Here is a 12,857-nt window from a genome sequence, read left to right on the forward strand (position 1 = left end):
CTTTCTTGATCACAGCTTTGTGACAAGAGCAGTAACAGTGGAAACTGAAGCTTTATCGACTCATGACTTAAATTGCACAATGATAAACTGCCCCAAGTTTGCATAAACAAGCTCCAATATTGACAAAGCTTCTCTAATAGCAACTAGAGACTCTAGGCCAAAAACAGGCTAAGCCACCAGATAAAGTACCTATCTAATATAAACGTCGTTTGATAGGGTAAATCTGAGCGTTATCTGCTATAAAAGCCAATCTGTAAATAGTTGATTTTATTGAGGTTTTATACTGTATTATATGGTAGAGTTCGCAACAGGTTTCGGGCCAATGAATTACCACAAAAAGAAAAGTTGTCGCTCATAGAGAGAGTTGTTGGAATAAGCCTTCAAGCCGATTTTTATTGAGAGTACTTCGATTTACTCTCCAAACCAGTCATAGACTTATATTCCACAGAATCCCTCCGCCTCCTCTCTACTACCGGGCAAACCATCTGGACAGTATCTTGTATTCGCGCATAATGCCTCGCATTGACTGTGTTACTGTTACACACTTATTCGAGCAGGCCTGTAAATATCAGCCTGCTAACAATCAGCCATTGCGAATTTATATATGAGTACTCCCAATCTAAATGAAGTAATTAACCAGAGTTGTGAAGACCGATACGAATATTTCCTGAGTGCAATCGGTGAAGAGCGGGAAATTTGGATATTAGTCGACAACCAAAACTGCTTCCTCAAAATACATACCGATGAGGACGGAGGTTTTGAGTATTTACCCGTATGGCCTACGTCAGAATTTGCTAGCGCTTATGCTAAAGATGAAACCGAACTCACGCCTAAAAGTATTCCCCTCCCACAGTTTCTGAAGAAATGGCTCCCCGGCTTGAGAAAAGATAATATTGAAGTTGGTGTATTCCCCGCACCAGATAAAAGCGTATGGATTACTGGCACTGAGGAGCTGGAACACGACCTACGTGAAGAGTTGAATAATTTCTAATGTCACTGGCCTCAAACTGGGTTCTATGGCAAACCTCTGACACTCTAAAAAGAATTGATAAATAGCTACAAAGTTAACCGTTAACTCGCAATAAAAGTCTCACATCCCAATGGGGTTTTTATTGCGTTTTTCTAGGAAACTCGGCCCCAGCTTAGGGGCTTTAGTAGGTTCCCCGAATTGGATAGTTATTCTCCGGATTTCGAATAAACTCGATCCCCATCAACAAAGTCTGCAAGTCTGGTCTGGCGAAGGGTGCATTAGAAATATCAACGATTTGCAGCTTACCAGCCTCATTAATCACAAAAATCCCGGGTTCGGCAAAAGGCTTATCAGTTTCCTGTGGAGACCTGGGATTGGAGATATAGACTCCAAGTTGCTGCATCTGAGGGATGGACAAATTGTAACCTATCGGAAAATCTGGTTTGACCTCCTTCATTTGTTCAGACGCTTTCTCGGCGCTATCCGCTGACACAGCTGTCACATAAACGCCCTCTTCATGATATCTCGGCAGCAGCACATTCAATTCCCGTAAATACTTGGTACAGAGCGGACAGTGCTTACCTCGATAAACCACTACCATTTGCCAGGGGAAGCTCCCTTCCATTTTACCCAGCTGAATTTTCCCACCACCCAGCTTGGCCACTTCAATAGCAGGGATTTCAGCACCCGCTGCCAACTTAAGATTGCCCATAAAGCCGCTCCATAAGACTACTGCCAAAGACACTCTATCAAGACTAGCCCTTTAGAACACGGCTGACTTGAGAAGCCAAATGTAAGGAGGACTACATCGCCCACTCTCCAATGATAGAAGCTATAGTTATGACTAATCGGACAAGAAAATCAAATATTAAATACAGGTGAGTATATGAAGTAACTCTTATCAGTTTTATTCTATTTGATACTCTTTAAAGGATATATTTGCACTGAGCGAGACTATCTGGAGAGATTACTGACTGACACTGCCAGATATATATTTCCCAGGAATGAGTTCTTCGAACTATTCCGGTAAGCCCCATACAATAAACAATATAGATAGTTAACGTTTTGGAATACGCACCATTTCCAAGGAAAAGATGACCGAATGGCACTGATAAGTAACAGCGGTTGATACCACCCACCTTGAACTTTCCCTAAAAAAAGCCCGCTATAAATAAGCGGGCTTTATCCTGTGAGGAAGCAGGAAGCGATTAAGCCCCCTAATGTGCCAAAAAAGGCACAAAAGTAAATCTAAAAATTACTGAGTACAGGCAGCAATACGACCAGCGCTGTTCTTACCAATACCGCAGTTCAGACCACTAGGAATGCCGGTATAATCTGGGGACATAATGCCACCATTACGCTGTGCATCGTGGTCAGTATAGAGGCTTGCCAGGTTATATGAACGCGCTGTGCCCTTGTGATCGTTGTCACAGGAGAAGATAGCGCTGCCATAGGCAATACCCAGGAAGGTTTTGTATTCCTTCAGGTCTGAATAGAGATTACGCTTGGCAGAACCGGAGCAGTTCATCTGGGATGCGAGATTAATATAACCATCGTCCTCACCAGCAAGCAATATAGAACTTGCGGTTGCAACACCAGGGAAACCAGCATAACCACCAATGGTATATACGGGCGATGCCAAGTTAGTGCCCACATAGTTGCGCACGGAGTACACATCATTAGTTTGCAGATAACGTACCGCTGAGCATTCACGACCGATAAATAGGTCGTTAACCACGCTTTCGATCCAGCTACCATTACACAGGCGATCGACGAACTCGGTGCCTGTAATAGCTCCCCCAGTGGTAAAGATCGCAGCAATACCATTCATAGCTTTGTCGAAGTCGACCTCTACAGCAAAGCGGTCATCTAAACCGGCAACATTTCTGGTTTTGGTTTCCGTTTTACATCTCTTCCAAAACCAGCGACCAGTACAAACCTTATTGCTCTCAGTAATAGTATTACTATCAAACTGATTATAAGCACGATTGTAATAAGGAGACCCAGGCACTGCGTTACCAGATAAGTACATCATTTGTGCAGCGCCCTGACTATGGGCAATCACCCAAAAAGTATCATCGGCTTTACATTGATTCTCATGTTGATAGCCATCTCCCTTACCGCTGCGAATATCGATAATCTGTCTGGCAATTTCGCCAGCTGTGCCATCATGCCAGTAAGGCATTTCACCTTCATCGGTGGAGTTATAACCTACAACTCCATAGTTGCCGCCATTGATTCGCAGCTGCTCAATAAAATTACTGCCGTTATATTTATCAAAGAAAGCTTCACTCCAATAATCTAGGGCTGGTTGCTCTAACTTACCCTGGGAGTTGGTGCGCTGTTTTATATGCCCTTCGGTACCATGTCCGTGAACCAGGATATAGCAGTTATCTGCCGCAGCAGATACGGAAGCAAATAGGCCAGCCAGTGCAAGTGAGAGACTCGCACCTAGTCGTTTACAAAGAGTCATTGTTGTTTCCTTATATTTATTTCCCGGCTCTAGATCACACTTCCCAAAAAATTATTTTTATTGGCCGGAGTCATTTTTGGACAGGGAAAGTTATCCGGGGATGCTCAACGGATATAGGACTTAGGGCGCCAAACGAGAACCGGGGGCGACAGGCTTGCAGACCAATCAGTCACAAGTTTGACTGCCAGCTGCTAATCGAATTAACTCAAATCAAAATCGCCTTGATCGGTACTGATCCATAAACCCAATGTAAGGAATATTGAAGTTACTATTCCCCTCTATTCCCCCCCCTCTCTCAAGAAAGAAAGTCTGCCCAAGCCTATTGAGGCTCACCCTCCACCAGGCCCATTTAGTAAAGATTACGAGGTATCATCAAGTCATTTACATCCTTAGACTTCTCAAAAAAACGCTATAGAAATTAGGGCAACTATGCATTCCCCTGAGAAAGATATTAAAGACGGGGTAAAGGTATGGGGTGTTAGGCAAACGCTCTATATGGATATAAACCCAAAATATGAGATGAATTACATCGCTGACATCTGTGCAAAATCGAAGTATTCGATTCCATAGCTGGAGTCTATTTTGTTCCAGGAGATACTATACGCCTACCGCTTTAACTTAATGATACCTACAGCTCCAGAATGGAAAGGATTGGAGCTTCACGGGCTAATACAGTAGATATTCAGCAGGCACCGCTTTGGCAAAGGAAGGCCAGTCCTATTTAAAAAATATACCTTGCAACTTGGTTTCCGATTAAACAAAAAATTAAATTTGCAGAACTCAAGCAGAAACATGAAACTTACTCCACCATTTATAGAAAATGGCCTAGCAACAATACTGGGCCCAAACTTACTACCCTTTTTGACGGAGGGGCTTAATTGGTACTCTTGGAGTGATAAATTATCGCCTGCCACATATTCTGCTGGCCACCACCATAATTTTCAATTTTCGGGTTCTTAATGTAGCTCCAAGCTACCTTGCCATCACCTAAATACATCGGTTCATCTAGCCCCCCAACCATGGTTGGGAAGTTGAACTGAGCCCACAAGAATATTCAAATCCGAATCGATCTCCATAACATAATACGCTTTTGGGACCAATAATCGCAGTGAGTTAGGGCTATTAATTCAATCAAATTTCAGATTATCCGAAATACATTGAAATTTAGCATAACCTAGTAAATAACGACCATTTCTTAAGCCAATCAACTGAGGATCACTAATTTGGCAATTATTATCCTCAACCAACCATTTAAAGCCCTCACCATCAATGCTGCCACTACCATTAACCTTGGCAATTCCCATACGAGTTAAAAAAGAGGAATCCAGTCCGTTACCGGAATAAAGAGCCTGGCGCTCTATAATGGGACAATCATCATTATCATATTCACTCTTATGGGCCATATAAGAGAGAAAACAATTAACCTCCCAATTTGAACTATATCCCTCATCAAAAGCATCTACATCATTAAGATCAGCACCAACCTCATCACGAAGGTAGCGCTCCATATCTGAATATTCTATGTATTTAGGAGAAACAATAATTGATAGGTTGGTCACCGCATCTAGAGGTACCACCGTGTGGCCTCCTCCATTGGATACCATCGCTGAAGTAGAAGTACAAAATGATTAAAATAGCCTTCGAATGAATCACTCCGCTCCATTTTTATCGCAATTGTACCCAAATGACCACGTGACCATTGCCCCAGCCACGGTTATCTGAGCCACTCACTTTCAAAGACCAATCATTTCTATTAATGATTGTTAAGCCCGCAGAGTAGTAAGAGCCAGGGCCAATATTTTTTTGTCAAAAAGAATTCCCATGATTTTTCTTCACCCCGTAAGTCGTTACAAATATAGTCATTATTTGGTTTGAGATACACGTAAGCCAACGCGACCTTATTAGCTATGCAATCGATTTTCCGTGATGCATCCACCGCAAAAACCGTGACATAGATCAAACTGCAAAAGACAAAAGGTCTTGATAAAGCAACATGAGAACAAAAATACTATGCAAAGTATTGAACATTGATGCGAGCAGTCACCAAAAGAGAACTTATTAAAAGATCATAGATACAATTCAATAAAAGTGTAGACAAACAAATAATCAAGGTATTTCTTATTAATGTTCAGTAAGCAAGCTATATACTTTGATTGAGATAGAAAGCTGCTAGGTTATACAGCTTTTAACAAAAATTATCATTCTTCAAGCTATTAGGGCCTGGCAACAATATACGCCTATGAAATAAATCGATATTCCACCGCATAAGTAGTACACCTGTAAAAACCTAACAAGGATATAGTGAAATGAAACTACCACTACTAATTATCAGCTTGCTCTTATCTAGTGCTTGCCTGGCAGCTCCAGAAATTAGAGGTACACCCCAGGACCTACGTGGACTCCTCCACCCGGCGGAGAGTATTGTTACCATCCGTGGCAGCGCGGAAGAAACCGCCTACTCCGATAAGGCCATTGTCAGTTTGATTGTCACAACGGAAGAAGAGCTACTATCAAATGCAATTGACGCCAATCACAGGCTCCGTTCCAAATTGCATCAGAGCCTGACAGAGGCTGGAATCAAGGGAGCAAATATTAAAAGCTCAAAATTTTCCTCCTCACCCCAATATGGCTGGATGGGCAAGAAGCCCAAGAGCTATAAGGTTGTTAACCGCGTAACTATTTCAATCAACGAGGAAAGCCAACTCCACAGTATTGCGCAGCTCACAGATCAAAATAGAGAAGTTGAAATAGCAAACACCACATTTGAGCATTCAGAAAAGCATTTGTTTAACAAAAAAGTTAAATCCAAGGCTCTGCAAGATATTCTGGAACAGAAAGCAGATTATGAAAAGGCGCTTGGTGTCCAGCTGACACCGATAGGCATTCGCGGTGATAACATACACTACCGAGCCACTGAAGGCGCCATGGCTATAGAAGAGGTTGTTGTTACCGCTTTCCGTGACTCCAGCAGTAACTTTGAGAGCAATTTTATTGATTCTGGCCAGGATAAATCATTTGATGAGGTTATTTATGAGGCGGAGCTCTCTGTAGACTTTCGTGTTCGTCCTCAGCCATAGTTAAACCAGTTCTAGTGTTATTACAATTCTGATGATCTGAGCCCACTCTTTAAACTGCTTAAGCAGTGGGCTCCATCTACCAAGCTTAACGAACTACCCAACAGATAATGATAATATCTGGCTGATCTCATTTAAGCTGCGGTTCGACTGCGCCTGCCAAGTTTCAATAGCCGCTTGTAGTGCGGCCCAGTCTTTTTTTGAAGAGGGAGATTTATCTACTACCCTCTCTCTCACTAGAGCACGAATAGTATCGCTGGCAAAGACCAGTGTATCCACCCCCATACGACGCAAAAAAACCTGGGCGGTTTTGCCTCCCAGTCGGTCTCCACCTTTGCGTAAACTCTGGAGATTCTCTACATAGTTTTTCGTATTCCAGCTAGCAAAATACTTCCCCAGACTCCCATTCTCATTGGATAAATGCCAGAAGAAGTCTGCATTCCGAGAGATTGAGCGGGTTTTGGTCCAATGCTTAATCATGCCCTCCTGGCGCATTAAGTCATCCAGCGCTTCCTCAGAGAGATATCGGCAAAAGGACAAATCAAAGCCATAAAAAATATGCTCTATCCCCGGCCATTTTTTCTCCACGACTTTCCAACTAAACCCCGCCTGAAATACAGCCCGAGAAGCCGCAGACAACCATTGGCTGTTGGGTATTGCTGAGATTTCTTTAGCGGGTTTGGGCTTTGTGAGTCTGGCCGTAAGGTCTTTCTTTCCGCCGAAACGGTCAATGACGGGGGCTTCAATATCGAGAAAATTTCGCATTTATGCTTAATATCCTTTAATAGCTAAAGCATGTCGTACGAGTGATGAAGTTAGCGGTGAGCACATTTGACAGGACCACAGTGTGTCCAGGCTATCGGAGTGAGCCTATCATAGCCTCTTCTCCCACCTTCTTTAGAAGGTCGTTAATCAGTAAGGGAGCCCTTACAATTGGCTTGATCACCGCAGGGATGTAAAGTTGCCTCCATACATCAGCGCATAACAATCTACGAATCAATAATCTCAGGTGAGCTCATCAATCATACGCATCGCATCCTGAGCACCATAGGATTGCCTTCTGGTAGTTTCAGCTTCAGATGACGCTTGGGCCTGGCTCTGTGAATGGCCAGAAGGCTTGGCAACATTCACCACTCGCGCCATCGCTTGGTAGGGGTAACCCGCATTAAACGCCAAGCCACCAATCGGCTTCCAGCCCTCATTCAGCAGCTGGGTAACTTCCTCTTCCAAACTGGAAAAGCCAGACTTCCCGACGGCAATTTTATACTCAGCTTTCTTCACATCTACCTCCTGTACCGCATGTTTTTCCGATTACGCCATTCACACTCTGTAACCGGTACATAACCTTATTAGGCTCAAAGGGGCGGAGTTTAAAACACTTACCGCCCACTCTAAAGTAATGGATACCAGCCCTAGAGAAACCTGTGAACTCAACCCGGTAAAATCAACCAACTCATCCCCGCAATAATCAACGATGCGGTCACACTGAGTACCGCCCCCTCGCGAACCATATCCTGTATCCGCACTTTACCAGTCCCGTAAGCAATGGCATTCGGAGCCGTGGCAACAGGCAACATGAAGGCACAGCTCGCGCTCATGGCAGCGGGGATCATCAATACCATAGGTTCAAAGCCCGCAGAGGTCGCCGCGACAGCGAGAATGGGCATGAGTAGAGTCGCAGTGGCTGTATTACTGGTGATCTCTGTAAGAAAGGTAACTCCCAAACATAGAATCACCAACATCAGCCATAGTGGCATGGCAGTAAGAAAGGACAATCCATTACCGAGCATGTCGCTCAAGCCAGATGTTGAAAATCCTTTGGCCAGGGCAATACCACCTGCAAACAATAACAACATGCCCCAGGGAATGGTTTCCGCTGTCTGCCAGTCCAGCAAGCGCCCTCCTTTGCCATTGGGTACCAGGAACATTGCCACCACTGCAGCGAGAGCTACGGTACTGTCTCCCGCCGCTCCTATCCCCAGCCAATCGCTCCAGCCACCAAACGGTGCATTGCGGGTTACCCAGAAGAAAATAGCGATGGCGAACACTAGCAGAGTGCGTTTCTCCTCAGCCCGCCACTCACCAACTTGAGGCGGCTCAATTTCATTCTTCAAATGAACATTGCGGGTAAGCCAGAGGGCCATTATCGGTAAAGTTACCAGGGCAACCGGTACCCCGATCTTCATCCAGCCAAGAAAGCTAAACTCCCGACCGGTGACCTCTTCATATATCCCCATGAAAATGACATTGGGTGGTGTCCCCAGAGGCGTCCCCACGCCTCCAAGGCTTGCTCCATAGGCAATCCCCAGAACCAGGGCAACAGTGAGGCGCTGATTATCAATACGAGAGAGAATTGCCAGGGCAATGGGTAACATCATCAGGGTTGTGGCGGTATTGGAAATCCACATACTGAGGAAACCAGCGGCCAGCATAAAACCGAGCACCAAGCGCCTACCGCTAGATACCCCAAAGATACGCAACATATACAGAGCCAACCGTTCGTGGGCACCACTCTTTTCAAGGGCTTTCGACAGAATAAAAGCGCCCATCAAAAGCAGAATTACATGGCTACCAAGGGATGCCGCAACAGTCTTATGATCCGTCACCCCAAATAGAGGTAAAAGCACAAATGGCACCAGAGAAGTGGCGGGAATAGGAAGCGCCTCTGTTACCCACCAAGTCACTGTTAGCAGGGTGATCGCTGCCGTTACTGCCGGAAGATACTGCATCCCCAGTAGAGTCAAAAAAATGTAAAACGCTACAGCCAGTAACGGCCCCAAGACGATAAATTGTTGCCGCGCAATCGACATACCAGCTCCCAATTCCCCCCTAGCCAGAAGGGTTAACTTTCTTATTGATTTATTCCCCAGGTGAATTTGGTGAGCAGTGCTACCCCTCTCATCTGGAGCTGCACAAAATACAAGAAATCGAGCGGCTTTCGCAGCCTTGACCTGAAGAAAATACTCCGGGAAGGGGGCATATTTAAATAAGCAGACCTAGTAGTCATGAGGGAAGGGCTCAACCGCCGTCACCAAAAGACAAGCCCAGTGTCATAGCAATGAGAATTTCCGCTTCAATCCAGTAATGAAGGACCCTTTCTGCTTAACGCTTAATTTGTACAGATGTACAATGCGCGCCAATCATGACTTTACGATCTTTGCCGCTTGCTAACACCCAAGCGCCTGTCGACTGACTGAATTGAGGTACCCCTTGAATCATATCGCTCTCACCGCCCTAATCGCATTAGTTAGTAGCGGCGTTTACGCAGAGGAGAAGCCTTTTTACCTAAAAGCCTCACTGGGTAATATGCAGTTTGATAGCGAAGACTCCACTGCGATAAGAGAGGACCTCCACTCAACCGGCTACGCATTGACTGTTGGCTATCAGGTAAATAACTATATTGCCTTCGAAGGCGGTATAGCGAATCTCGGCAATATCCACAGAGACTATGAACAGAGCGCTCACGGCCTCGAGTGGCACAATGAAGATGAAGTATTAATAGAAAACTACGATTTCAGAAGTCAGCAGGAATCCAAATACAATTCTTATAGCTTAGGATTAACCCTTTCGACGCAAATTCAACAAAACTTAAATGCCGGAGTTCGCTTTGGTGTACACCAGTGGAATGAAAATAACAGCGGCCAGGCTGAAGACACCGGCAACCGCAGCGTATACAGCCTAGATCGCGAGCTCTTGTATGCAGAGTCCTACGATAGGTCTTATAGCTGGAGCAATGAGAAGGACAGCGGCAGCAACCCATACTACGGTGCTGAAGTTAAGTGGAAGAACGGTGACTGGGGCATCAACCTGGAACACACCATCTACGAGATTAAAAAAGAGAAGGCCAACCTGTCTTCTGTCGGCGTAACGTATAGCTTCTAGGCAATTCACTGCCAGCTCCTATTTGAAGCCCTCAAATTGAGGCCTTGTAAGGCGGGTGCTCACTAACCGCCAGCACAAGGCCCACTAAACCCTCAGTGTGTAAATTAAACACATCAATCCCAATCTTCCCTGCTCCACCCTGTACATCTCATTTTTATCCGGCAAACTATCGCCCTCCAAAAATAACACTAAAGGGGCAGAAGGGATTCATGAGCACGATACCGAATACCGTGGCAGTACTGGACAAACTGCGCTGGAATGCCCATCTGTGTAAGCACAGCCACTTCCGCGCCTCTATGAAGGGGCGCAATCTGCATGTGCTCTGCGGAGTCCCCATAGTGGTGGTCAACTTATTCCTCGGCTCTCTATTCTTTTCCCTAATCAATGCGGAACTTCCTGACTGGACCAAGTGGAGTGGCGCCGCTTTAGCCTTGCTGGCTGCTTTACTGGGGGGAGTACAGACTTTCTTCAACTTTAAGAAAAACTATGAGGGACACCGCCAGGTGGGTAATGAATACCTAGCCATTGCCAGAGAATGTGAGCGGTTAATTGCCCTCTACTTTGATCGCATTCTCGACCTGGAGCATCTCTCCAATAAAATTTCCGAACTCAATACCCGCTACAGTGAAATTAATCAACGGGCCGAAGAATTTATTGTCTCCGACAAGGTTTATCGCCAAGCGATGCAGATACAAAGCCAAAAGGCCAGCAAGGAGCCTTCTTTAGTGGAGCGCATGAGGAATACTTCTTTCGAAGAAGCTAAAATAGGCTCACAGGTAGAGAGTTCCCAAGAACCTCTCAGCAGTTAATAGTCATTTTCAGCAGCGGTAACTATGCAGAAAGAGCACAGCGATCATTCACCCAGCAAACACAATTTTCCCCTTTGCTATTTGGCCATTGATATTCGCACACCCAGCAATATCGGTGGACTCTTTCGCATTGCCGATGCCCTGGGCGTAGAAAAAATTTACCTGGCTGGAGATAGTCTGCTACCACCAAACTCCAAGATCCGTAAGGTATCCCGCTCAACTGAGCAGCACATTCCCTATCAACACGAGGAAGACGCCCTAAAAGCCGCCTTAGCACTACGGGAAGAGGGATACCGGATAATCTGTTTAGAGATCACATCCAGAAGCGTTGAACTGGGTCAAGCCCCTGTCGTTGAGGGAGATAAGGTCTGCTTGGTTTTGGGGGCTGAAAAAGATGGAATTGCCTCCGAAATACTGGAAATAGCCGATGCAACGGTGCACATCCCTATGCATGGGGTTAATTCCTCAATGAATGTCACTTCGGCCTGTGCTATCGCAAGTTATGAGCTATTAAGAAAGATGACTTCCTCGCGGTCCGCTTAAAACAACAATCTTCTTTACAGAGTTATAGACACAACGGCAGGATAAATAATTTATCTCATTCCGTTATTTAAGTTCTGCCCTCAATCCGGTACTTTTAAAGTTATATTTTTCTTGTGTACATAATCCGGATCACCGCCAAGCCGCTTGTTACAATTCAAGTTGTTAATCGACTGGATATCGGAGTTACTCAGATTAAAATCGCTTAGTAAGAAGTTAGTTCCTATATGCTCTAAAGATTCCGATTTAGGTATAACAATACGATGCTGCTGAATATTCCACTTTAAGATGACTTGTGCCGGCGTAGCAGAATGCTTTTCAGCAATTTCAGCGATCACCGGGTCCATTATCGGCTTCTCAGCCAAAGGCACCTCTGCCCAGCCCCCGGTACCCAGTGGGGACCAACAACTAATTGCAATTTTATGAAATTGACAATAGTCAACTAGTGGTTGCTGGGTGAAATATGGATGCAACTCTATTTGGTTAATAACCGGGCGAACTTCGGCAAAAGATGCTATTTGCTCAATATCTGATTTGCGGAAATTTGATAACCCTAAAGCTCGAACTTTTTTCTGTTGGTATAGCCCCTCCATCGCCTCCCAGGTTTCCCGTGTATAAGCGGGAACGGGCCACTGGATTAAATAAAGATCCAGGTACTCCAGTTTCAAACGCTCCAAGCTTCGTGCAAAAGCATCGTGAGTCTTCTTTCCTCCCTGCTCGGTATCCCAGACCTTACTGGTAATAAACAGTTCACTCCTGGGGATACCCGACTCCTTGATAGCTCGGCCCAAGGCGCGTTCATTGCCATATAAGGATGCCGTATCGAAATGCCTATAGCCAATTGCCATGGCCTTTAGGATTACCTCGGTGACAAAACCATCATCTTGCTGCCAACTACCTATCGCAGCCATCCCCATTCCGATTTGGGGAATCTCCACGCCATTATTTAATTCGATAAAATACATACTCGATCCCTTGCCAAATGCTGCAGTCTCTACCCACAACAAACAGCCACCCTTGTTCTAATTACGCCCGGCGCTGAATATAGGTGATACAAGTTGTTCGCGACGAAGTTTTCAAATAAATAGACATTTAATTAAAAAGGAAAA

Annotated in this window: 12 protein-coding genes; 5 read left to right on the top strand and 7 right to left on the bottom strand. The window is 45.0% G+C overall.

Annotation, left to right across the window (positions count from 1 at the left end; all coding sequences use genetic code 11):
- Positions 1 to 604 precede the first annotated feature (604 nt).
- Complete coding sequence (locus ACJJH9_RS14130) at positions 605 to 991, top strand: DUF2750 domain-containing protein (protein ID WP_252082877.1); 387 nt, start codon at positions 605 to 607, stop codon at positions 989 to 991.
- 160 nt (positions 992 to 1,151) lie between these two features.
- On the opposite strand, the gene ACJJH9_RS14135 is transcribed toward ACJJH9_RS14130, so the two are convergent.
- From ACJJH9_RS14135 to ACJJH9_RS14145, 3 genes are all read right to left on the bottom strand, one after another.
- Positions 1,152 to 1,682 (bottom strand): redoxin domain-containing protein, encoded by a 531-nt coding sequence (locus ACJJH9_RS14135; protein ID WP_444923156.1) that lies wholly within the window; start codon positions 1,680 to 1,682, stop codon positions 1,152 to 1,154.
- Positions 1,683 to 2,225: 543 nt separating this feature from the next.
- Complete coding sequence (locus tag ACJJH9_RS14140) at positions 2,226 to 3,443, bottom strand: hypothetical protein (RefSeq protein ID WP_444923157.1); 1,218 nt, start codon at positions 3,441 to 3,443, stop codon at positions 2,226 to 2,228.
- 1,127 nt (positions 3,444 to 4,570) lie between these two features.
- Positions 4,571 to 5,020, bottom strand: coding sequence for a hypothetical protein (locus tag ACJJH9_RS14145; RefSeq protein ID WP_444923158.1), 450 nt, complete (start codon positions 5,018 to 5,020; stop codon positions 4,571 to 4,573).
- 729 nt (positions 5,021 to 5,749) lie between these two features.
- Between ACJJH9_RS14145 and ACJJH9_RS14150 the strand changes: the two genes are divergently transcribed.
- Positions 5,750 to 6,520, top strand: coding sequence for an SIMPL domain-containing protein (locus ACJJH9_RS14150; RefSeq protein ID WP_444902892.1), 771 nt, complete (start codon positions 5,750 to 5,752; stop codon positions 6,518 to 6,520).
- Positions 6,521 to 6,613: 93 nt separating this feature from the next.
- Here ACJJH9_RS14150 and ACJJH9_RS14155 read toward each other — a convergent pair whose 3' ends face one another.
- From ACJJH9_RS14155 to ACJJH9_RS14165, 3 genes are all read right to left on the bottom strand, one after another.
- Positions 6,614 to 7,282, bottom strand: coding sequence for a DNA-3-methyladenine glycosylase I (locus ACJJH9_RS14155; protein WP_444923159.1), 669 nt, complete (start codon positions 7,280 to 7,282; stop codon positions 6,614 to 6,616).
- A gap of 240 nt (positions 7,283 to 7,522) precedes the next feature.
- Positions 7,523 to 7,798 (bottom strand): hypothetical protein, encoded by a 276-nt coding sequence (locus tag ACJJH9_RS14160; protein WP_444923160.1) that lies wholly within the window; start codon positions 7,796 to 7,798, stop codon positions 7,523 to 7,525.
- 149 nt (positions 7,799 to 7,947) lie between these two features.
- Positions 7,948 to 9,327: an SLC13 family permease gene (locus tag ACJJH9_RS14165; RefSeq protein WP_444923161.1), complete on the bottom strand. Its 1,380-nt coding sequence runs from the start codon at positions 9,325 to 9,327 to the stop codon at positions 7,948 to 7,950.
- Positions 9,328 to 9,727: 400 nt separating this feature from the next.
- On the opposite strand from ACJJH9_RS14165, the gene ACJJH9_RS14170 reads away from it, so the two are divergent.
- The 3 genes from ACJJH9_RS14170 to ACJJH9_RS14180 all read left to right on the top strand — a co-directional run bounded on the left by ACJJH9_RS14170 (position 9,728) and on the right by ACJJH9_RS14180 (position 11,751).
- Positions 9,728 to 10,399, top strand: coding sequence for an outer membrane beta-barrel protein (locus tag ACJJH9_RS14170; RefSeq protein WP_444902896.1), 672 nt, complete (start codon positions 9,728 to 9,730; stop codon positions 10,397 to 10,399).
- Between the two features lie 209 nt (positions 10,400 to 10,608).
- The gene (locus tag ACJJH9_RS14175; protein WP_444884091.1) at positions 10,609 to 11,208 is read left to right on the top strand and encodes an SLATT domain-containing protein; all 600 of its coding nucleotides are present in this window, start codon (positions 10,609 to 10,611) and stop codon (positions 11,206 to 11,208) included.
- A gap of 24 nt (positions 11,209 to 11,232) precedes the next feature.
- On the top strand, positions 11,233 to 11,751 hold the full coding sequence (locus ACJJH9_RS14180; RefSeq protein ID WP_444923162.1) for a TrmH family RNA methyltransferase: 519 nt from the start codon (positions 11,233 to 11,235) through the stop codon (positions 11,749 to 11,751).
- An 80-nt stretch (positions 11,752 to 11,831) separates the two neighbouring features.
- Here ACJJH9_RS14180 and ACJJH9_RS14185 read toward each other — a convergent pair whose 3' ends face one another.
- Entirely contained in the window at positions 11,832 to 12,713 is an 882-nt protein-coding gene (locus ACJJH9_RS14185; RefSeq protein WP_444923163.1) for an aldo/keto reductase, read from the bottom strand.
- Positions 12,714 to 12,857 lie beyond the last annotated feature (144 nt).

The organism is Microbulbifer mixtoriginis (SeqCode), assembly GCF_052466715.1.